The organism is Ferrimonas futtsuensis DSM 18154, assembly GCF_000422645.1.
In the GTDB taxonomy this organism is placed as follows: domain Bacteria; phylum Pseudomonadota; class Gammaproteobacteria; order Enterobacterales; family Shewanellaceae; genus Ferrimonas; species Ferrimonas futtsuensis.
In genome coordinates this window covers 162,282-184,140 of the sequence record NZ_AUGL01000010.1, presented here as the reverse complement: position 1 = coordinate 184,140, position 21,859 = coordinate 162,282, and the positions used below count along the sequence as shown (strand labels likewise).

Below are 21,859 nucleotides of genomic sequence, written 5' to 3'. Positions count from 1 at the left end.
GCCTCAGTTCATTGGCTCGGTCCACTCGCACCCGGTCCACCACTTCCCGGCCATATTTGGCCACCACATGGAAAAGGTCATAGACCACTTCGGCGTTGGGGCAGTGCATCGTCACCTCCAGGTCGAAGGCGGTATTCATGTCCATGGCTACCGCTTCGATGTGCTGGCAGTGCTCTCCCAGCTTCAAGAAGAACGGTCGTATCGCCTCTCGACTACGGCCCTCTCCAACCCACAGCACCTGGTGGGTGTCGGCATCGGCGATGACAGTTGCGTAGCGGTGGCCCTTGAACAGGGCAAATTCGTCCATGACCAGACGTCGTACCTTGCTCCAGTCCGGCTCGGTGACCTCCCGAGTCAGACGCCGTATGTCCAGCCGCTTGAGGGTGTGCCAGTGCAAACCGGTCATCTCATTAACGTGCTTGATGGGCATCCGCTTAAGCAGTTGTTCGACGTACAGGGTAAGTCGGTTGGTCTGGCGAGCATGGGGCTCCAGCCAGGAGAGGCTCTCAGTGACTACGCCACAATTAGGGCAGCGTAGTCGGCGTAGTGGTACAGACAGCAAAGTCTGGTAGCCAAAAACATCACGCTCCTGAATAGTGCGGAGAGTGACATCGTGAACCCGACTGACAGCTTGGCCACAGCGACATCGACCGGGGCCCGTGGGGGTTAAATGGATGGTAAGAGTATCGAGGTGGAGCTCAGTATGAGTGGGGGAAAACCCTTCCCACGGTGAGATAGGCAAGGTAAGCTTTTGCATCGAGAACGGCTGGTGGTGATTGTTTGTGTTTGGCGACTAAACAATAACCTTTCCAGCCGTTTTCGTATCTAGTTCCCGCTAATGTGCGAAGAACCATAAAAAAGCCACCGCTTAGGGTGGCTTTTCTGTTTTCAGGCTAGGGCTTACAGAGCGCTGAGCTGCTGCTTCTGCTCTTCCAGCTTGGCGATGTCGCGCTTGGCTTCATCCAGCTTGGCCTGCTCCTTGGCGACCACGGCCTCGGGGGCCTTGGCCAGGAAGCCCTGGTTGGAGAGCTTCTTCTCAACCCGCTCGGCGTCCTGAGCCAGCTTGGCGATCTGCTTGTCGATGCGGGCCATTTCGGCTTCCACGTCAATCAGACCGGCCATGGGGATCAGCAGTTCCATCTCACCAATCAGCTGGGTGGTGCACATGGGCGCATCGCCAGACAGCTCGGTGATCGACTCCAGGTTCGCCAGCTTGGTCAGGAAGGTGCTGTTGGTCTCGATGCGAGCCAGATCCTGAGTCGAGGCGTTCTTCAGCAGCACGTTCAGCGGCTTGGATGGTGCCACGTTCAGTTCGCCTCGGATGTTACGTACCGCGACGATGAACTGCTTCACCCACTCCAGGTCCGCTTGAGCGTCGGCGTCCATCAGGGCAGAGTCGAAGCTTGGGAACTCCTGCAGCATGATGGTTTCCGCCTCAATGCCACACAGTTTGGAAACGGTCAGCCAGATCTCTTCGGTGATGTACGGCATCAACGGGTGCAGCATCCGCAGCATCCCTTCCAGCACCGTCAGCAGGGTGTGGCGGGTGCCACGTTGCTGGGCTTCGCTGCCAGATTGCAGAACCGGTTTGGTCAGCTCCAGGTACCAGTCACAGAACTGGTTCCAGGTGAACTCGTAGGCGATGTTGGCGGCGATGTCGAAACGGTAGCCTTCCATCGCATCACGGATGTTCTTCACCGTGTCGTTGTACTGGGCCAGGATCCAGCGATCCGCCAGCGACAGCTCCATTTCGCCGCCGCCAAAGCCACAGTCGTGCTCTTCGGTGTTCATCAACACGTAGCGGCTGGCGTTCCACAGCTTGTTGGCGAAGTTGCGGTAGCCTTCCAGGCGGTTCATGTCCCAGTTGATGTCACGGCCGGTGGAGGCCATGGCGGCCAGGGTGAAGCGTAGGGCGTCGGTGCCGTGTGGGGCGATGCCGTCGGGGAACTGTTTGCGGGTGCTCTTCTCAATCTTGGCGGCCAGCTGAGGTTGCATCATGTTGCCGGTGCGCTTCTCAACCAGGGCTTCCAGATCGATGCCGTCGATCATATCCAGGGGATCCAGGACGTTACCCTTGGACTTGGACATCTTGTCGCCGTTTTCATCACGGATCAGGCCGGTGACGTACACGGTCTTGAACGGGACCTGGGGCTTGCCGTCTTCATCTTTGATGAAGTGCATGGTCATCATGATCATCCGGGCAACCCAGAAGAAGATGATGTCGAAACCGGTTACCAGTACGTCGGTGGGGTGGAAGGTCTTCAGATCTTCCAGGTTGTCCGGCCAGCCCAGGGTGGAGAAGGTCCACAGGGCGGAGGAGAACCAGGTGTCCAGTACGTCGTCGTCCTGGCGCAGGGCCACGTCGGCCGCCAGACCGTTTGCAGAACGCACTTCGGCTTCGGTACGGCCCACATAGACCTTGCCGGATTCGTCGTACCAGGCGGGGATACGGTGGCCCCACCACAGCTGACGGGAGATGCACCAGTCCTGGATGTCACGCATCCAGCTGAAGTACATGTTCTCGTACTGCTTTGGCACAAACTCGATGTCGCCGTTCTCTACCGCTTCGGTGGCGGTCTTGGCCAGAGGCGCGGCACGGACGTACCACTGATCGGTCAGCATCGGCTCGATCACCACGCCGCCACGGTCGCCGAAAGGCACCTGCAGGACGTGGTCTTTGATCTCTTCCAGCAGGCCCAGCTCTTCGAACTCGGCCACCACGGCTTTACGCGCCTTGAAACGCTCCATGCCGTGGTATTTCTCTGGCAGGTCGGTGGTATAGACGTCGGACGCCTCACCGTTGAAGTCGAACACCTCGGCGGCGTCGCGGATGTCGCCGTTGAAGGTGAGGATGTTGATCATCGGCAGCTTGTTGCGCTTACCCACTTCGTAATCGTTGAAGTCGTGGGCCGGGGTGATCTTCACGCAGCCGGTGCCCTTCTCCATGTCGGCGTGCTCGTCGGCGACGATGGGGATGCGACGATTGACGATAGGCAGGATGATCTCTTTGCCAATCAGATCTTTGTAGCGAGGGTCTTCCGGGTTTACCGCCACGCCGGTGTCGCCCAGCATGGTTTCAGGACGGGTGGTGGCCACCACGATGTAATCCTGACCTTCCGCAGTCTTGGCGCCGTCGGCCAGAGGGTAGCGGAAGTGCCACATGAAGCCCTTCTTCTCCTTGTTCTCTACTTCGAGATCGGAGATGGCGGTGTGCAGTTTGGGATCCCAGTTCACCAGGCGCTTGCCGCGGTAGATCAGGTCGTCTTCATACAGGCGAACGAACACCTCCTGAACCGCCTTGGACAGGCCCTCGTCCATGGTGAAGCGCTCACGGTCCCAGTCGACAGAGGCGCCCAGACGACGCAGCTGTTTGGTGATGGTACCGCCGGACTCGGCCTTCCACTCCCACACCTTGTCGATGAAGGTCTCACGACCCAGCTCCTGACGGGTAACGCCCTGAGCGGCCAATTGGCGCTCTACCACCATCTGGGTGGCGATGCCGGCGTGGTCGGTACCGACCTGCCACAGGGTGTTCTTGCCTTCCATCCGCTGGAAGCGGATCAGGGTGTCCATGATGGTGTCCTGGAAAGCGTGGCCCATGTGCAGGCTGCCGGTGACGTTCGGCGGCGGGATCATGATGCTGTAGGCGTCTTTGCTGGTGTCGCCGTGGGGCTTGAAGTACCCGGCATTCTCCCAGCGCTGATAGTGGCGCTGTTCGATGGCGTTGGGGTTGTAAGTCTTATCCATGGGTGTTCCGAAATTCAGTGAAAACTAAAGCGGCTGCGCAGCCAGGTCCTGGGTGGTCAGTTCCACCCCCATCTGGCGGTAAGCGCGGTAACGCTCACGGGCCAGGACCTTGGCATCGTCGGCAGCCGGGACAAAATCGAAAATTTGCGCAAATTCTACCGCAAATTGGGGCGCTTTGGCGGCCAGGTTGATTAAAACCGGCCGTTTTTTTGAGCTGAACTGGCCATTATGGCCAATTTCCACCGGTGCGCCACCCCGGGGACCCTCTCCCACCAGGTTGTGGGGGACGAAGCGGTCGGCGTCGAACTGCCACAGGGTCTCATCCATCTGCTCTGCCTGGGCCTGGTCCTCGCAGTGGAGGTAGACAGGCTTGCCTTGCCGGTAGCAGTCGGCGGCGAGCTGGCAGGCCAGGCTCAGGTGGGCGTCGAGGGCGCCGTCGGCGTTGGCATCGATAAGATAGAAGGTGGCGTTGGCCATGCAGTTCGGCTCCTGGGCCTGTTCAACTTGGGGTCGTCAGTTCAGCCCCAAAGGGCGAACGGAGTATTCTATCGCGTCGCGGCGGCGACAGAAACAGAAAAGGCGGGGAAGTCCCCGCCTTTTTCAGTTGGTCCGGCCCAAGGCCTTATTCCACGTCCAGCTCGCCGGTGCGGGAGAGCAGGAACTGGGTCAGCAGCGGCACGGGGCGACCGGTGGAGCCCTTGTTGGCGCCACTTTCCCAGGCGGTACCGGCGATGTCCAGGTGGGCCCAGCTGTACTTCTTGGTGAAGCGGGACAGGAAGGCCGCGGCGGTGATGGTCCCGGCGGGACGACCACCCAGGTTGGTCATGTCGGCGAAGGGGCTCTTCAGCTGCTCCTGATAGTCCTCCCACAGGGGCAGGCGCCAGCAGCGGTCACCGGACTGTTCACCGGCGTGCTGCAGGTCGTGGGCCAGGGAGTTCTGGTTGGAGAGCAGGCCGGAGGCGTGCTTGCCCAGGGCGATGACGCAGGCACCGGTGAGGGTGGCGGTGTCGATCACCAGTTCGGGGTCGAAGCGCTCCACGTAGGTGAGGGCATCGCACAGCACCAGGCGACCTTCGGCGTCGGTGTTGAGCACCTCCACGGTCTGGCCGGACATGGTGGTGAGGATGTCACCGGGGCGGTAGCTCTTGCCGTCGGGCATGTTTTCACAGCCGGCCAGAATGAAGACGATGTTGGCTTTTAGATCCAGTTCGCACACGGATTTCAGGGTACCCAGTACCCCGGCGGCGCCGCCCATGTCGTACTTCATCTCGTCCATGCCTTCGCCAGGCTTCAGGGAGATGCCGCCGGAGTCGAAGGTCAGGCCCTTGCCCACCAGCACGATGGGACGCTGGTCCTCGGCGCCGCCCTGGTAGTGGCAGACGGTCATCATCGACTCGTTTTCACTGCCACGGCCCACGGCCAGGTAGCAGTTCATCCCCAGCTCGGCCATCTGCTCTTCGCCGATCACTTCGACCCGCAGCTTGTCGTACTGCTCGGCCAGCTGGCGAGCCTGGCTGGCCAGGTAGGCGGGGTTGCAGATGTTCGGCGGCATGTTAGCCACGTCGCGGCACATCTTGCTGCCGGCGGCCACGCCCAGACCGTGGGCAATGGCTTTCTCACCCACGGTCAGCTCGCGACGGGTGGGCACGTTGAACACCATCTTGCGCAGAGGGCGTCGGGTCTCATCCTTCTTGCTCTTCAGGGCGTCGAAGGTGTAGAGGGTGGACTGGGTGGTCTCGATCGCCTGGCGCACCTTCCAGTAGGTGTCGCGGCCCTTCACGTGCAGCTCGGTCAGGAAGCACACCGCTTCCATGGAGCCGGTTTCGTTGAGGGTGTTGATGGTCTTGGCGATGATCTGCTTGTACTGGCGCTCATCCAGTTCGCGCTCTTTGCCGCAGCCGACCAGCAGTACCCGCTCGGAGAGCACATTGGGTACGTGGTGCAGCAGCAGCATTTGACCGGGTTTTCCTTCAAGATCGCCGCGGCGCAGCAGGTTACTGATGTAGCCGTCACTGATGCGATCCAGTTGTTCTCCTACAGCGGACAGGCGGCGCGGTTCGAATACACCTACAACGATGCAGGCGCTGCGCTGTTTTTCTGGGCTACCGCTTTTTACACTGAACTCCATGCCATCTCCCGGTTTCGTAAAGACAAAGCGTATGAATTGTTAGATAATGGCCCCTTTATCGGCTCCTGACAGCATCATTGCGGAACTCCATCTGCTAAACTGGGGTCCGTCCCGATGTTGCCCCCTTAAATAATAGGGGATAAGGGCCCGGGCTGGTTACAAAAACATCTGAAAGTAACCAGTTTACTTAAATAACGTCTCGTTTCCAGAGAAATTACAAGTTTGCTAGTTGAGCACAGACTTTGATTATCTTTCGCTACTTGTTGAAGGAAGCGTTCAGAGCACAGATTGCCGTGCTGGCCGTGCTGGTTTCCATTTTCGTAAGTCAACAGTTCGTTCGCATCCTGGCGGACGCCGCCGAAGGTCAGCTTCCTGGGAAGCTGATCACCACCCTGGTGGCGCTGAATATGCCCGAACTCTTGGCGCTTATCTTGCCGCTCTCCCTGTTTCTGGGGATCCTGCTGGCACACGGCCGTCTCTACGCCGACAGTGAGATGACGGTGTTGCACGCCGTGGGGGTGTCCGAGTGGTACGTCACCCGGGTGACCCTGGTGCTGGCGCTGATCATGGCGATCGTCTCCGGATTTATCTCCATCAAGGTGGCGCCCTGGGCCAAGGAGACGGAGTACCAGGTGCTGGAGAAGGCCGAGTCCGAGGCGGGGCTGGCGGCCCTGGTGCAGGGCCGGTTCCAGCAGGCGTCCAACGGCAAGGCGGTGATCTACGTGGAAGGCTTGTCTAAGGGCAAGCTGGAGAACGTGTTCGTGGCCATGCTGCCCCCCAATGATCAGCCGGACAGTGAAACCTCCATCGTGATGGCCAACGGCGGCGCCATGGTGGAGGAGCGTGACGGCTCCCAGCGACTGCAGCTGAGTGAGGGAACCCGTTACAACATGGTGGCCGGCTCCCCCGAGTCCAATCAGATAGGCTTCGATACCTATCAGATGGAGATCCGCGAGCAGGAGGTGGATAAGAAGCGGCGTAAGCTGTCCGCCTACTCCATGCAGCAGCTGCTGGACGAGGGCACGCCCCACGCCTGGGCGGAGATCCACTGGCGGCTGGCGGTGCCCATCGCCATTCCCCTGCTGACCCTGATTGCGGTGCCCATGGCCCGCACCAATGTGCGTCAGGGGAAATTTGCCAAGATGATGCCGGCGATCCTGATGTACCTGGGTTATTTTGCCCTGATGATGGCTGGCCGCAAGGCGATTGAGGATCAGGTGATCCCGGCTGCCATCGGCATGTGGGGCATCCACCTGGCGGCCCTGGTGATTGGGGTGGTGTTGGTCGGCAAGGGCCGGCCAACCGGCAAGAAGATTGCCGCCAAGCTGGTGAGGGCCAAGTGATGATCAAGATCCTCGACCTCTACATCGGCCGCACCATCATCAACACCTCGGCCCTGTGCCTGCTGGTGCTGGCTGGTCTCTCCGGGCTGATCAAGTTTGTGGACCAGTTGCGCTACGTCGGCCGTGGTGACTTCGACATCTTCGATGTGGGCCTCTACGTGCTGTTCCTGGTGCCCCGGGACATCGAGATGTTCTTCCCCATTGCCGCCATGCTGGGCGCCCTGATCGGCATCGGCATGCTGGCCTCCAGTTCCGAGCTGGTGGTGATGCAGGCGGCGGGGATGTCCAAGTTTCAGATCACCCTGTCGGTAATGAAGACCGCGGTACCCTTGATGCTGACCATCATGCTGGTGGGGGAGTACGTGGCGCCGGCGTCCGAGGCCACCGCCCGGGAGATGAAGGCGCAAAAGATCTCCGGAGGCAACCTGATTGGGGGGGCCCGCGGCTCCTGGGCCAAGGATGGGGACAGTTTCGTCAACATCGGCACGGTGCAGGATACCGGTCATCTGCAGAACGTCACCATCTACCACTTCGACAAGTCCCGCAATCTGGATAAGGTGACCTTCGCCAAACAGGCGGTGTTTGACGGCGATGCCTGGCGCATCATCGACATCACCGACACCCTGATGGAGGAGAAGCAGGTGACGGTGACCGAGCGGGAACAGGATCGCTGGAAGTCCACCCTGACGCCGGACAAGTTGCAGGTGGTGACGGTGCACCCCGAGTCGCTCTCCATCAGCGGTTTGCTGGATTACCTGGATTACCTCAAGGTGAACCAGCAGGACCCGACCCGCTATCAGCTGGCGCTGTGGCGTAAGGTGGGGCAGCCGGTGACCGTGGCGGTGATGATGCTGTTGGCGCTCTCCTTCATCTTTGGTCCGCTGCGCAGCGTGACCATGGGGGCGCGCATCCTGCTGGGGGTGGTGACCGGCTTCAGTTTCTATCTGGCCAGCGAGATTTTCGGCCCCATGAGCCTGGTGGCCAACCTGCCGCCCTTCCTGGGGGCGTTTCTGCCCTCCATGCTGTTTGCCGGTGTGGCCATCTATCTGTTGCAGCGGCGATAGCCCCATCCCGGCCAGGGCCAACACAGGCCGGGCCAGAACTGGAAGAGGGAGCCCCGGGGCTCCCTCTTGGATTTACGTCATTTTGTGGTAGGCGATCATTACCATGACAGCACAGGTCAGGGCGATCATGGTTCCCAAAAGTCCGACACTATCGCCGGCTGTAATCTGAAACACCTGGGTTAGATAGCCACCAAAAATGGCACCTCCAACGGCCAAACCAATTGTCAGAGAGGGGCCACATCCCCGGGTGCCTCTAAGAGTCCACAGTGCCCAGCCGCCTACCAGTACGCCGGCCACCATCCAGGTCAGGATCACCATGGGACCTCCTAAGGTGCGACGCGCCAATGGCGCGCCACCTTTCAGCATAGCCCTATCAGGAGCCCATGCGAGCCCGATTTTGCTCCAGGGTCAATTCCACCATTTCGCTGTGGCTCCACTTGTCGTGCAGGGCGCGCTTGTCTGAGCTCAGCAGCATGGTCAGGACCATCAGCCCAAAGGCGGAAGTGAGGGTGCGCACCAGGCCCTGTTGCCAGCTGATGAGGCTGCCGTCGGTGTTCTGCAGCTTCAGCCGCCAGGCACGCATGCCGATGGTTTGCCCGGACTTGTGCCAGAAGTAGCAGAAGAAGGCGATGACACCGCCCAACTTGAACAACTCATTGATCAGCGTCCAGAACGCGCTGTGCTGGAGGACGTCGACGGCGTGCTCCTGCCCCAGGGTATCCACCATGCCGTTGGCCACCAGAATGCCGAATAGGGCGAAGAACAGGGCGCCCACCGCCATGTAGATGGCAAGGGCGACCAGGGTATCGTAGATCAGGGTGGCCAGGCGGCGTTTCAGGCTGGCTCTGGGGGCATTGGCGTGGGGATGCATAATGTGTCCTACTTCGAGTTCTGGCGGCAGTTTACCAGAGAAAGAGGGGGTTACGCAGTTTGTGATAAATCTCTCGCTTTATCGTAAGAAAGTGTGACCCTGCCGGGGTAATGGCTAATTCCGTGATCCCGAACTTGCGTCGAAGTTGAGGTGGTTGCGGCGCACAAAAAACGTGACATTCTTGTTACCCAGTTAATGCACTCTATTGATGTTTGTGCAAAAATGATGCAGGTGAATTGCATCTTTATTTCGGCATTAAGTTAAGTCGAAGTTAAGTCGCTTTTCCTTTGTACAATGCGTTTTCTGTAACTCACTGAAATAGAAATAATTGATTTTTGCTTCGCCTGGGCGCCCCGTGAGAAGGGCAAGTTGGCTGGTTGGATCTCTGTCAAGAATGGAGTTCACTGGCCGATATCAAGGATGTGCCCAGCATTGAATCGTCTTAAATCAGTCACATAAACCGTGTTCGAGATTTAGATGCATTCTGTCGAATGGATCACCCCAATTGGCCGTCTCCGAGAGAGCTCTCTCGACATTTTGTCGGCCGTGTAACTAAATCAGTTGCTGCAGTAGGTGGAGAAGATATATGAAGCGACTCGGATTGATGGGAAAGATGTTGCTCCTGGCAACCCTGCCCCTGGTGATTACCCTGGTGGTGGTGACTGCAGGCTCCATTTACTTCAAGGAACAGACCCTTGAGAAGCAGGTGGCGACCTTTACCGAAGACCTGCGCCACGAGAAGATGGCCCAGGTAAAAGACGCGGTGACCATCGCCATTGGCACCGTCCGTAATCAGATCAAGGCACAGCCCCACAGGGAGCCCCTGGATGTGGTGCGTGACACCCTGACCCAGGTGAAATTCGGCGACGGCGGCTACTTCTTCCTCTACGACATGGAAGGCACCAACATGTTCCACGCCCTCAAACCTGAGGTTGAGGGCAAGAACCTTATCCACCTGAAAGATCCCAATGGCACCCCCTTCATCGTCGAGCTGATCAACGCCGCCAAGGCCGGTGGTGGCACCTCCTCCTACTTCTATCAGAAACCGGGCAGCGACAAGCTGGTGGAGAAGGTGAGCTGGGTTGAGCCGCTGAATGAATACGGCTGGTGGCTGGGTACCGGTGTTTACGTGGATGAGATTGATGCCGCGGTGGATGCCTTCCGTGTGGACGCCGAAGCCCGTGCCCAGGAGGAGACCCTGACCAACATCATGATCTCCCTCGGCATCATGGCCCTGGCCATTATCGCCATCATCTATGTCTCCCGCCGCACCGTGGCACCGGTGAACGCCATGCTGGTGACCCTGCAGGAGATCGCCCAGGGTGAGGGTGACCTGACCAAGCGCCTGGAGGTGAAAGGCCAGGATGAGATTGCCCAGCTCGGTGAAGCGTTCAACCAGTTTACCTCCAAGCTGCAGGAGACCATCCGCGAAGTCGCCGATGCCACCGAGCAGGTGGGCATGGCGGTGGACAGCATCAACGATCAGACCGGCACCATCAGCCGTCAGCTGGCCACTCACAACGATGAGACCGAGCAGGTGGTGACCGCGGTGACCGAGATGAGCACCGCCGCCGCCCAGATTGCCGGTAACGCCAACCAGGTGGCGGACGCTACCCAGGCCGCCGCCGACGACGCCGGCACCGCACAGAACAAGCTGGGCCACTCGGTGACCTCTATCAACGCCCTGGTGGGTGAGGTGGACCTGGCGGCTCAGCACATCGACCGCCTCAATGAGCAGTCCACTAAGATCCACAGTGTCCTCGGGGTGATTGGCGACATCGCCGATCAGACCAACCTGCTGGCCCTGAACGCGGCCATCGAGGCTGCCCGGGCCGGTGACCAGGGTCGCGGCTTCGCGGTGGTGGCCGATGAGGTCCGGGGCCTGGCCAGCCGTACCCAGACCAGTACCCTGGAGATCAAGGAGATGCTGGATGAGCTGCATCAGTCTGTATCCAAGGCGGTAGAGACCATGAGCAACAGCCAGCAGAACTGTGAGATCACGGTGAGCTCCTCCTCGGAGATCACCACCAGCCTGAATGCGGTCTCCGGCGCGGTAAATGAGATCAACGACATGACCAGTCAGATCGCCACCGCCGCCACCGAGCAGAGCTCGGTGACCGAGGAGATCAACCGCAACATGGTGGCCATTCGCGACATCGTTGGCGAGCTGGTGCACGCCAGCGAGGAGTCTGCCCAGATCTCCGACCAACTGGGGATGTCCGGTCAGAAGCTGCGACAGCTGGTGGGCCAGTTCAAGGTCTAACCCGCTGCACCGTTAAAAAAGGCCCCGCTACCTAGCGGGGCTTTTTGTATATCTGTATCCCCTTAGAAGTTGTTCAGGAAGTAGGGGATCATCAGGGCGTTGGCCAGGTCGATGAAGAAGGCACACACCAGCGGCACCACGATGAAGGCCAGCTGGGAGTTGCCGTACTTGTGGGAGACCGCCGACATGTTGGCCATGGCGGTGGGGGTGGATCCCAGGGAGATGCCGCCGAAACCGGCGCACACCACGGCGGCGTCGTAGTTTTTGCCCATGGCCGGGAACACCACCAGCAGGTTGATGGCGATGGCCACCAGGAACTGAGCGCCGAGGATGGCGAAGATGGGACCGGCCAGGTCCACCAGGGTCCACAGCTGCATGCTCATCAGCGACATCGCCAGGAAGGTGCCCAGGGAGATGTCGGCGATCAGCGCCAGGGCCGGTTTGCGGGCGGGCCACTGGCTGCCGCTGATGCGGGGAAAGTTTTTGGGCATCAGGTTGGTGATGGCGATGCCGGCAAACAGGCAGGTGACGAACAGGGGCAGTTGCAGCCCCAGTTGTTGTATCCCTTCGTTCAGCAAGAAACCGGCGATGATGCACAGGTGGATGGCGTAGATGGCATCGAGGAAGTCGAAGGCGTCGATGCGGCTGTCGTCCTCATCCGCCAGGCCGACGTTAGGCTGTTCATGCTCGGCGGGTTTCAGGTTGTGTCTGGAGATCAGGAATTTGGCGATGGGACCACCCATCAGGCTGGCCAGGATCAGGCCGAAGGTGGCGCTGGCGATGCCGATCTCCATGGCGCTGGTGACGCCGAAGCGTTCACCGATGGAGGGGGCCCAGGCGATGGCGGTGCCATGGCCGCCAATCAGGGAGACGCTGCCGCCCAGCAGCCCCACCGGCGCACCCAGGCCAAACAGGGCGGCGACGCTGATGCCGGTCAGATTTTGCAGCACCATGTAGCCTATGGTGACCGCCAGCAGGATGATCAGCGGCTTGCCCCCTTTGAGCAGGTCCCCCAGGCTGGCATTGATGCCGATGGTGGTGAAGAAGTAGACCAGCAGGACGTCCCGGGCATTGAGGGTGAACGCCACCTCGATGGAGGTCAGCGCATACACCAGGGTGAGCAGCACAGAGAACAGCAGACCGCCGGTGACCGGTTCCGGAATGCTGAACTCCCGCAAAAAGCCGACACCGGCATTGAGGCGCCGTCCTACGAACAGGACGAAGATGCCGATGGTGATGGTGAAAAAGGGGCTGATGGTGAGGACGTTGCCGTCCAGGACTAGGTCCATACTGGTTCTCCGACTCCTTGGAATATGGAGGCGCCTCACTGGCACCACCCTCCAAGCTAGCACAGATTATGGGCGAGTTAACCTGCATCCCCCTTGAATCAGACAGACGAATCCTGAAGGTGTAACGGGGGCTACAACTGCCGAGATTGCGGGGCTGAGTGTCATGGACGAATTCTATCCAGTTGATGCAATGGGGGTTGCGCCGAATCGCAGGGGGTCTATAATGCAAACCCTCTAAGCCGAGGTGGCGGAATTGGTAGACGCAGCGGATTCAAAATCCGCCGGTGGTGACACCTTGAGGGTTCAAGTCCCTCTCTCGGTACCAAACACAGAGAAAGGCCCTGACGAAAGTCGGGGCCTTTTTCGTCTCTGGGCTGAAGCGCCTTCTTATGCGGCGCGATAGGGTTCCTGCCATCGCCTCACCTTTTCTTGAAACATCCCGATAACACTGATGATCTGAGTCAACGGTCCAGCGCGGAGCCAAGGATACACTGGACAGCATCTCTTAATGTCAGCCTGAAAGTGGATTCCAGTGCCCAACTCTCTCCGGTTTATCGCTCTATTGCTCCTGTTGCATTGCTTCCCTGGACTGGCCCAGGAGTCAAAAGGGATCATTCTCTTCGAGCGCTTGCACTCTCCGATGCAGTACATAGAGCCCATTGATGCCCACGCCAGCTTGGTGATGGATCTTGAATTGCGCTGGAAAGCCTGGGGGTTGATGGGGGAGCCGGTGATCTACAGTGAGGCCCGTTGGCGTTTGCGTGGTATCGACCTCATGGCGACAGGTTCAGGTGAGCATCGATGGTTCGATTTATGCTCGGATAAACAGAGTTACGATTGCCTGCCAGACTCAGTGGTTAAGACCATTAAACCGGTGCAGCTGAAGATGTTGGTGCCTATCTTGCGTCCTACCCACACACTGCTACTGAGGCCGGAGTTGATGGCCGCCAACGGGTTGATTCTCGACCCTGGAGTACTGGCGGAATCGTCACTTGGGGACCTGTCTGAGACAGAGCTCTCGTTCAATGCTCCAGGCAGCCCTAACTGGAATCGGAGTGTGGTTTCCAATATGCATTCAGCCAGTCAGAAAAAGCTGATTGCTGAGCAGCTTGCTTATCTGCCAGAGCGGGAGGCGCAGCTGCTGTTTCAGCATGGGTTTGAGTTGAGTGAGAGGCAGCATGTACGCGCCTATCCGATAGCCTTTTCTGCCAGCTTTTATCATTTCGCGGAGTATCTGCTTGAACAGCAGCGCCTGGAGTCTGAAAAGAAACTGAGCCGAGCGAAGGCTGACCGAATCGATGCCGCATTAAGTACCGCAGTGCAAGTGGAAGAGGACGACATCTTTGCGGAGTTTGAGCGGGAATATATCTCCAGTGACATAGAGACCCAAATGCAATCAGAGGCGTCAGACCTGCAGAAGGCGTTAGAGCACCTGCAACACAGCTTGGGGGAGATGGCGCGCCAGGAGAATGCGTTGTTGCTAAAACGGATCCGGGAGATTCAGAGTCGCACCTTGCCCGGAGAGACTCTGGTGCCTGTGCTTGATGAAGACGCCAACAAGACACACAGCCTCTACGGGTACAAAAGAAGTGTTGTCCATCAGGAGTGGGTAATCCCCCCTCGGTTTGGCTTTGCCGGTAATTTTCATCAGGGGTTGGCGCTGGCCTCTGTGGGTAGCGGCAAGGATCGTCGCTACGGCTACATTAACTTCGCCGGTGACTGGGTGATTGCACCGAAATTCGAGGGTGCCAGACGTTTTTCAGAGGGCTTGGCTGCTGCTATTGGAGAGGGAGAGTATGGCAGCAAACGCTATGGCTACATTGATACCCGGGGTGAGTGGGTGATCGAGCCAGCCTTTGACAATGCCAGAGACTTTGCAGAAGGCCGGGCGCGAGTCGAGTCCAATTACAAATGGGGGATGATCAACCCCGATGGAAGCTGGGTCATTCTGCCAAAGTTTGCAGAGATGGACGCGTTTTCTGAAGGTCTGGCCGTTGTTCAGAAACTGCCCGGTGACTACAGCAGCGATGAGTACATCGATGGCCGCGGCGACATCGCTTTCGACGGCAGATTTGATGAAGCCTATCCCTTTTCCGAGGGAAGGGCGCGGGTTTGGACAAGGCGCAAAGGTTTTGGCTTTATCGATGACCGTGGTCGCTGGATAGTCAGGCCAGGGTATGCGCAAGCGGAAGATTTTTCTGAAGGATTGGCATCGGTTCAGCAAAGCCGGAATGGTCTGTTTGGCTATATCGGCTCCGATGGGCACTGGGTCATTCAGCCCAGATTTATCTCTTCTGCTCCATTTTCGGAGGGTAAAGCCGCGGTTCGCATAGGTGAGGACCACCCCCTTGGCTATATCGACCCCGATGGCGAATGGGTGATCCGCCCACAATTTGATACTGCGGCGCCATTCTCTGGAGGCAGAGCCGTTGTGACCTTTGATACCCGATACGATAAGGGAGAGTGCAGTAATACTCACGAGTATTGGAAAGCGGCGATCATCGATGAAACGGGGCAGTTTATCGTCGGGCCGGAGAGCAAGAGTCGGTACCTGGGCGACGGCACGTGTTTTAAGAATGGTTTTCATCTGTACCGGGATAACATCGATTAGCGATGGTATTCAGAAGAGATAACGAACTTTCAGTACAGGAATGAACAATGCAGATGGTAAGGGTATCCAATGAGATTTTTTCTGGGTAAGGGTTTGCTTAAAAAGAGTTTGAATATTGTGGTTTTGCTGGGAGTGGGTGGCCTGATGTTTGCCTGCTCCTCTCTGCCACCTGAGAAGCGCAGCTTCCAAAAGGAGATCAATAAAGCGGTTGGGGGAGATGAGGGGGCTGCGCGAACGGTCAGTCATGTGTATTGCACGGGCGACTGGTATAAGTTGTTTAAAACTTATAAGAGTCCGCAGAAGTGTATTGAGTGGACTCGCTACCTGGTCTCCCTTATAGGGGCACCAGAAGCCAGCAATTACGTTGGCGCCTATCCGGCTGAGCGGTATTCATGGGCCTTGGGAGACCTGGTCCGCGGCGACAGTTCAAGTCATTACAGTCAGCAGAAAGTTCAGCTTATTGAGCAGGTAGAAGCCATAGGCACTGACGATGCCAAGCTCGGACTGTGGTATTTCTACAGTAACTATCCCAGGCACGATAAGGATAAGTCACGGCGTACTGAATTGAGCGGGTGGTTGTGCAGAAAAGGCCATGTTGGTTCGTACCAATTACGACCAGCTGAGTATTGCAGTCAACATGCAAATTTTATCTATGAAGCGGGGGAAAAAGTTGAAGCCCTGAGACTGTATGAGCAGCATGGTACCTGGGGGGCCCGCTCCCGTTACAACCTGGCCAGGTTGTACTGGCAGCCACCAAAGGGGGAGGAGCTCAAGCCTGAAAAGTCGCTGAAGCTGATGAAGTCTGCCTATGAAACCTGGTTGAATGAGTGCTACGAAGAGGATGGTAAACACGCCAAACGTTGCACCGAGATGAAGGGGCGCCGTGACTCCAAGGTCTTTAAAATTCAGGCTGAGGTAGCGTTTAAGCAGGATGCTGGTTTAAACCGAGCCATTCGCCTGGATAAATACAAGGTGGCCGTGACCAATTACCTTAAGTCCAAGAAGTACTCTGAAGCACTGGTCTATTTTGACCTGCTGGAACGTATGGGTTACCAGTTGCCCGTTTCCATGAGTTTCTTCAAGGCTGAGGCGTACTTCCATACGGATGAGGCCGATAAGGCGAAGAGCATCTATCAGCAATATCTGAATTCAGCGGGGAAAAAAGGCGCCTATTACCGAACTGCGTTGGAGCGGTTGAACGAGATCAGCGCCCTGTAGATAATCCGTATCCCAAAGGCCCTGACGAATGTCAGGGCCTTTTTCGTTCCTGCATGGCTCTGATGGCATCTCTCTTCGCTTTGGCCGACTCTTCCTGCTGTGCTTTTTCAACCATTTGAAAAAAGAATCTTAAATATCAGTGCTATCCATGGGGTTGTGCGGCGATAATGTTACTGCCTGGGTGATTTCTGACCATTCCGCTTCGGAAAAAGCGACATTTTGGATACCTTTTCTCTAACATTAAGTTTCAGCTCACAGTTATTCAGTTTCCAGTGGGTTAGCTTTGCCTACTATGGCCGAGTTACGCCTGTTCGACCTGGATTCCGGGGGTGCAGTCGGCTCGCTGCCTGAAGAATTTTGGCAGAGAGGTCTCCGCGACTGCCTCTTGTGCCCTTAGCTGTTCAGTCGCGGGGGAGAGTCCATGATCCGCCTGGCAGAACTTAAAATCCGCCCAAAACTCATAGGTTTGCTCTTTATCACCGGGGTGATACCCATGGTGATTGTCACCTTTATTGCCAGCCGCCTGGCCAATGAAGCGTTGATCAACCAATCCTTTGACCAGCTCAATGCGGTGCAGTCTATCCGTAAAGCCAACATCGAGAACTATTTCGATGAGCGGCTGGCGGACATTCGGGTGTTGTCCGAGTCGGAACGTATCCAGAATCTGTTGCGGGAGTTGGCCAAGGGCAGCCTGACCCGGGAGCGTCGTCAGGAGTTCGATGTGGCCCTGGAGGCCTACATTCAGGCCTACGGATACAACAACCTTTATCTGATCGACGGCAGTGACGGCAGGGTGGATTTCGCCCTGACCCTGAGGGAGCTGGAGGGGCGAGGCCTGCAGAGCGGCGTGCTGAGAGGCAGCGGCCTCAATCAGGCCTGGACCAAGGTGACCACCAGTGGCGACTCCGTGGTGGTGGACTTCGCGCCGTTCGAGCCCAATCAGGGCAGTGAGACCGCTTTCCTGGCCCAGCCCATTTTCGATCATCAACAGCGCATCGTGTCGGTGCTGGTGCTGCAGCTGACGCCGGAGTTTGTCACCGGCATCGTCGATGCCCGCGATGGCATGGGGGAGACCGGTGAGTCTTACCTGATGGGGGTCCATGGTGACGGCGAGCGCTACGAGTTCCGCAGCAACATGCGCACCATGGGCGATGGCAGCTACGTGGTGGGTTATGCCCTGGCTCAGCCCCTGGATTACTGGCGCAAAGCGGCGGAGATGGGCACCCGTGGTGGCTACGACACCTTCATCGACAGTGCCGGCGTTCCGGTACTGGTGAGCTACAACCGGCTGGCGATCCCCGGCTTGCAGTGGTACCTGATCTCCAAGGTCAATGAGGATGAGGTGACCCAGCCGATCCTGGACATCTACACCCAGGTGGTGATGACCGCCGCCTTGGTACTGCTGTTTATCGGCGGCGCCGCCTTCCTGTTTTCCCGCACCCTGACCCAGCCGCTGATTGACGGCATGGAGTTCGCGCAGAAGATCGCCCGGGGCAAGCTGGGCGCCAACCTGCCCGAAGCCCGCAGCGATGAGCTGGGGGATCTGGCCCGCGCCCTCAACGGCATGGCCAGGGATCTGCGGGACCAACACTGGCTGGCTTCGGGAAAGGAGACCCTGGATGACCAACTGCGGGGCGACTTGCAGATGGAGGAGCTGGCAGGGCGTTTCATCACCCAGTTCTGCAAGCATATGGATTGTCAGCTGGGGGCGCTCTATCTGCTGGATGATGACCGGATGCTGGGGCTTCAGGCCAGTTACTCCTTTACCGACCGCCAGGGCAACTTCAACCGCATCGCCCTGGGTGAGGGGATGGTGGGTCAGTCCCTGCTGGAGGAGGAGGTGATCTGCTTCTCCAGGGTGGAGCGGGCGCCGGTGCTGAACTTTGGCGCCGGCGAGCTGATCCCCGAACACTTCATGGCGATTCCCATCAGTGTGGACGGCCACAAACTGGGGGCGGTATTGCTGGGGGCCACCACGCCGTTTTCCTCCCTGCAGCGCAAGTTTATCGATCAGGTAATGGCCAATGTGGGCATCCTGTTTAACGCCGCCAACGCCCGTCAGGTGATCGATCAGCTGCTGGCTCAGGCCCAGGAGCAGCAGCAGGCACTCAAGGTGACCAACGAGGAGCTGGAGGAGCAGACCGATGCCCTGCGCCGCTCCGAAGGGGAGCTGCAGGCCCAGCAGGAGGAGCTGCGGGTGGCCAACGAGGAGCTGGAGGAGCAGGCCAAGGTACTGAAGCAGTCCGAGGCGGAACTCCAGGCTCAGCAGGAGGAGCTGAGGGTCACCAACGAGGAGTTGGAGGAGCGCTCCAAGGCGCTGGAGGAACAGAAGGAGGCGATGGAGGCCAGCAACAACCAGTTGCAGCAGGCTCAGAAAGAGGCCCGTGAAAAGGCCAGCGAGCTTGAGGAGGCCAGCAAGTACAAGTCCGAGTTCCTGGCCAACATGTCCCACGAACTGCGGACCCCGCTGAACTCCATCCTGATCCTCTCCCAGCTGTTTGCTGGCAACAAGGAGGGCAACCTCAACGACAAGCAGATTGAGGCGGCCAGGGCGATCAACTCCTCGGGGTCGGATCTGCTGTCGCTGATCAACGAGATTCTCGACCTGTCCAAGATCGAGGCGGGCAAGGTGGAACTGATGGTCGAAGAGGTGGGGATCGACTCGCTGTTTGCCGACCTGGAGCGGCTCTACCGGGAGCTGGCCACCGACAAGGGGCTGGATTTCCAACTGAAGGTGGAGGGGGCGGTGCCGGATACCCTGCACACCGATTCCATGAGGCTGCAGCAGGTGCTGCGCAACCTGTTGACCAACGCCTTCAAGTTTACCCATGAGGGCGAGGTGAGCCTGACCCTCTCCAGCCCGGATCCCCAGTGGTGTCTGGAGCACGGCATCAATGGCGAGGGCTGCATCGCCTTTGCGGTGAAGGACGACGGCATCGGCATCTCCAAGGACAAGCAGCAGGCGATCTTCCAGGCGTTCCAGCAGGCGGATGGCAGCACCAGCCGCACCTATGGCGGCACCGGCCTGGGCCTGTCGATCACCAAGGAGCTGACCCGACTGCTTGGCGGCTCCATCCACCTGGAGAGCGAAGAGGGGCAGGGCAGTTGCTTTACCCTGGTGCTGCCTCAGGGGGGGCCTAAGCTCCCGGGCGGTGCCGAGCCGGAGCCGAGTGTACCGGTCATCGAGCCCAGGCCGAAGCCAGTGACAGAGGCTGTTCCTGTTGCTCCCGCCGCGCCGGCTGCACCGGTGCTGCAGGCGCCCCCGGGGGACGACAGCGAATACATCAGCGACGATCGCAAGGGGCTGGGCGAAGAGGAGCGCAGCCTGCTGATCATCGAAGATGACAAGGCCTTCGCCAAGGTGATGCGTGACTTTGGTCGCGAGCGTGGTTTCAAGTGCATCGTCGCCTCCGACGGTGAGACCGGCCTGCACTTCGCCGACTATTACAAGCCCAGCGCCATCATCCTGGACATCGGCCTGCCGGGGATCGACGGCTGGACCGTGATGGAGCGACTGAAAGAGAACCCGGCCCTGAGGCACATCCCGGTGCACTTCATGTCCGCCAACGACAGCACCCTGGACGCCATGCGCATGGGCGCCATCGGCTACCTGACCAAACCGGTGAATCTGAACGAGATGGAGAGCGCCTTCGGCAAGATCGAGGAGATCATCTCCAAGCCGGTGCGCAAACTGCTGCTGGTGGAGGACGATGAACTGCAGCGTCACAGCATTCAGGAGCTGATTGGTGACGGCGACGTCAGCATCACCGCCGTGGGCTCCGGCCGCGAGGCGCTGGAGGAGCTGGAGCATCAGGGCTATGACTGCATGGTGCTGGACCTGGGGCTGGAGGACATGACCGGCTTCGAGCTTCTGGACAAGATTCGCCGCAGTGAGACCGCCGCCCGGGTGCCGATCATTATCTACACCGGCCGCGATCTCACCCGTGAGGAGGAGAAGGAGCTCAACCGCTACGCCGAGAGCATCATCATCAAGGGGGTGAAATCTCCCGAGCGTCTGCTGGATGAATCCGCCCTGTTCCTGCATCGGGTGGAGGCGAACCTGCCCGAGGAGAAGCGGGGGATGCTCAAGTCCATCCACCACAAGGAGTCGGCCCTGAGCGGCAAGCAGATCCTGCTGGTGGATGATGACATGCGCAACGTCTTTGCCCTCTCCAGCGTGCTGGAGGAGAAGGGGCTGGCGGTGACCATCGCCCGCAACGGCTTCGAGGCCCTGGAGAAGCTGGAGGAGATGGAGCAGGTGGATGGGGTGCTGATGGACATCATGATGCCCAAGATGGATGGCTATGAAGCGATGCGTCAGATCCGTCAGCGCAGCGACTGGGCCAAGTTGCCCATTATTGCCCTGACCGCCAAGGCGATGAAGGGGGATCGCAGCAAGTGCATCGAGGCCGGTGCCAGCGATTACCTGGCCAAGCCGGTGGACACGGATAAGCTGCTGTCGATGCTGAGAGTGTGGTTGTACTGATGAGTGAGATGGTAACCGTTGCCGACGAGCAACTGGAGATTGACCTGCTGCTGGAGGCGATCTTCCGCAAATATGGCTATGACTTCCGTGAGTATGCCGGGGCGCACACCAAGCGACGGCTGGATCTGCGCCGGGCGCGGGAGGGGATGGTCAGCTTCTCGGAGATGCAGCACAAGGTGATCCGCGAACCGGAGTTCTTCAACAAGCTGTTGCTGGATCTCTCCATCAATGTCACCGAGATGTTCCGTGACCCCTGGTTTTACCAGAAGGTGCGCGAAGTGGTGGTGCCTCACCTGCAGACCTACCCCTTTATCAAGGTGTGGCACGCGGGCTGCTCCTCGGGTCAGGAGGTGTACTCCATGGGGATCCTGCTGGAGGAGGAGGGGCTCAAGGAGCGGGTGCAGATCTACGCCACCGACTTCAATGAGCGGATTCTGGATAAGGCCCAACAGGGGATCTACCCGATGAATCTGGTGCGGGAGTACACCGCCAACTACCAGAAGGCGGGGGGCACAGGCTCCTTCTGCGACTACTACACCGCGGATTACGACAGTGCGGTGATCAAGAGTCGGCTGAGGGACAAAGTACTGTTCTCCTCCCACAACCTGGTGACCGACAGTGTGTTTGGCGAGATGAATCTGATCTTCTGCCGAAATGTACTGATCTATTTCAATCGGGAGCTGCAGAGCAAGGTGCTGAAGCTGTTCTATGACAGCCTCTGTCCCGGTGGCTTCCTGTGTCTGGGATCCAAGGAGAGCATCCGCTTCTCCGAGGTGGCAGACAAGTTTGAAGTGGTGTCTGAGCGAGAGCGCATCTATCGCAAGAAGCGTGCGCCATAG

Annotated in this window: 13 protein-coding genes, 1 tRNA gene and 1 pseudogene; 8 read left to right on the top strand and 7 right to left on the bottom strand. The window is 58.7% G+C overall.

Translation table 11 applies throughout. From position 1 onward, the window contains the following. The 4 genes and pseudogenes from G505_RS23040 to pepA form a co-directional block, all read right to left on the bottom strand. Positions 1 to 649, bottom strand: a pseudogene (locus G505_RS23040) (ISL3 family transposase); the annotation flags it as partial. Positions 650 to 900: 251 nt separating this feature from the next. After that, a complete protein-coding gene (locus G505_RS0109075; RefSeq protein ID WP_028109271.1) occupies positions 901 to 3,747 on the bottom strand; it encodes a valine--tRNA ligase in 2,847 nt (948 codons plus the stop codon). A 24-nt stretch (positions 3,748 to 3,771) separates the two neighbouring features. After that, positions 3,772 to 4,224 carry a DNA polymerase III subunit chi gene (locus tag G505_RS0109070; protein ID WP_028109270.1) on the bottom strand — a complete coding sequence of 151 codons (453 nt, stop codon included), beginning with the start codon at positions 4,222 to 4,224 and terminating at the stop codon, positions 3,772 to 3,774. A 145-nt stretch (positions 4,225 to 4,369) separates the two neighbouring features. Continuing rightward, a complete protein-coding gene (pepA, locus tag G505_RS0109065) occupies positions 4,370 to 5,875 on the bottom strand; it encodes a leucyl aminopeptidase (RefSeq protein ID WP_028109269.1) in 1,506 nt (501 codons plus the stop codon). 242 nt (positions 5,876 to 6,117) lie between these two features. On the opposite strand from pepA, the gene lptF reads away from it, so the two are divergent. Further along, positions 6,118 to 7,218: an LPS export ABC transporter permease LptF gene (gene lptF / locus G505_RS0109060; protein ID WP_028109268.1), complete on the top strand. Its 1,101-nt coding sequence runs from the start codon at positions 6,118 to 6,120 to the stop codon at positions 7,216 to 7,218. Between the two features lie 2 nt (positions 7,219 to 7,220). Next, positions 7,221 to 8,282 (top strand): LPS export ABC transporter permease LptG, encoded by a 1,062-nt coding sequence (gene lptG, locus G505_RS0109055; RefSeq protein ID WP_028109267.1) that lies wholly within the window; start codon positions 7,221 to 7,223, stop codon positions 8,280 to 8,282. A gap of 72 nt (positions 8,283 to 8,354) precedes the next feature. Here the strand turns inward: lptG and G505_RS0109050 are convergent, their stop codons facing one another. After that, positions 8,355 to 8,600 carry a GlsB/YeaQ/YmgE family stress response membrane protein gene (locus G505_RS0109050; RefSeq protein WP_028109266.1) on the bottom strand — a complete coding sequence of 82 codons (246 nt, stop codon included), beginning with the start codon at positions 8,598 to 8,600 and terminating at the stop codon, positions 8,355 to 8,357. Between the two features lie 55 nt (positions 8,601 to 8,655). Next, positions 8,656 to 9,153: an RDD family protein gene (locus tag G505_RS0109045; RefSeq protein WP_028109265.1), complete on the bottom strand. Its 498-nt coding sequence runs from the start codon at positions 9,151 to 9,153 to the stop codon at positions 8,656 to 8,658. A gap of 586 nt (positions 9,154 to 9,739) precedes the next feature. Between G505_RS0109045 and G505_RS0109040 the strand changes: the two genes are divergently transcribed. Beyond that, entirely contained in the window at positions 9,740 to 11,416 is a 1,677-nt protein-coding gene (locus G505_RS0109040) for a methyl-accepting chemotaxis protein (protein ID WP_028109264.1), read from the top strand. 62 nt (positions 11,417 to 11,478) lie between these two features. Here G505_RS0109040 and gltS read toward each other — a convergent pair whose 3' ends face one another. After that, complete coding sequence (gltS, locus tag G505_RS0109035; RefSeq protein WP_028109263.1) at positions 11,479 to 12,705, bottom strand: sodium/glutamate symporter; 1,227 nt, start codon at positions 12,703 to 12,705, stop codon at positions 11,479 to 11,481. A 238-nt stretch (positions 12,706 to 12,943) separates the two neighbouring features. Between gltS and G505_RS0109030 the strand changes: the two genes are divergently transcribed. From G505_RS0109030 to G505_RS0109010, 5 genes are all read left to right on the top strand, one after another. Next, a tRNA-Leu gene (locus G505_RS0109030) sits at positions 12,944 to 13,030 on the top strand. Positions 13,031 to 13,345: 315 nt separating this feature from the next. Then, positions 13,346 to 15,316 (top strand): WG repeat-containing protein, encoded by a 1,971-nt coding sequence (locus tag G505_RS22435; protein ID WP_157509142.1) that lies wholly within the window; start codon positions 13,346 to 13,348, stop codon positions 15,314 to 15,316. 69 nt (positions 15,317 to 15,385) lie between these two features. After that, positions 15,386 to 16,534, top strand: coding sequence for a hypothetical protein (locus G505_RS0109020; protein WP_028109262.1), 1,149 nt, complete (start codon positions 15,386 to 15,388; stop codon positions 16,532 to 16,534). A 421-nt stretch (positions 16,535 to 16,955) separates the two neighbouring features. Then, positions 16,956 to 21,020, top strand: coding sequence for a response regulator (locus G505_RS23460; RefSeq protein WP_028109261.1), 4,065 nt, complete (start codon positions 16,956 to 16,958; stop codon positions 21,018 to 21,020). Beyond that, on the top strand, positions 21,020 to 21,859 hold the full coding sequence (locus G505_RS0109010) for a CheR family methyltransferase (protein WP_028109260.1): 840 nt from the start codon (positions 21,020 to 21,022) through the stop codon (positions 21,857 to 21,859). The genes G505_RS23460 and G505_RS0109010 overlap by 1 nt, the downstream gene beginning before the upstream one ends.

What these genes read in the sequence shown, in the direction of transcription:
- G505_RS0109045 (WP_028109265.1), bottom strand. Translation starts at nt 9,153, where the DNA reads ATGCATCCCCACGCCAATGCCCCCAGAGCCAGCCTGAAACGCCGCCTG.
- gltS (WP_028109263.1), bottom strand. Translation starts at nt 12,705, where the DNA reads ATGGACCTAGTCCTGGACGGCAACGTCCTCACCATCAGCCCCTTTTTC.
- G505_RS0109010 (WP_028109260.1), top strand. Translation starts at nt 21,020, where the DNA reads ATGAGTGAGATGGTAACCGTTGCCGACGAGCAACTGGAGATTGACCTG.
- G505_RS0109020 (WP_028109262.1), top strand. Translation starts at nt 15,386, where the DNA reads ATGAGATTTTTTCTGGGTAAGGGTTTGCTTAAAAAGAGTTTGAATATT.
- G505_RS0109040 (WP_028109264.1), top strand. Translation starts at nt 9,740, where the DNA reads ATGAAGCGACTCGGATTGATGGGAAAGATGTTGCTCCTGGCAACCCTG.
- G505_RS0109050 (WP_028109266.1), bottom strand. Translation starts at nt 8,600, where the DNA reads ATGGTGATCCTGACCTGGATGGTGGCCGGCGTACTGGTAGGCGGCTGG.
- pepA (WP_028109269.1), bottom strand. Translation starts at nt 5,875, where the DNA reads ATGGAGTTCAGTGTAAAAAGCGGTAGCCCAGAAAAACAGCGCAGCGCC.
- G505_RS22435 (WP_157509142.1), top strand. Translation starts at nt 13,346, where the DNA reads ATGCAGTACATAGAGCCCATTGATGCCCACGCCAGCTTGGTGATGGAT.
- G505_RS0109070 (WP_028109270.1), bottom strand. Translation starts at nt 4,224, where the DNA reads ATGGCCAACGCCACCTTCTATCTTATCGATGCCAACGCCGACGGCGCC.
- G505_RS0109075 (WP_028109271.1), bottom strand. Translation starts at nt 3,747, where the DNA reads ATGGATAAGACTTACAACCCCAACGCCATCGAACAGCGCCACTATCAG.
- G505_RS23460 (WP_028109261.1), top strand. Translation starts at nt 16,956, where the DNA reads ATGATCCGCCTGGCAGAACTTAAAATCCGCCCAAAACTCATAGGTTTG.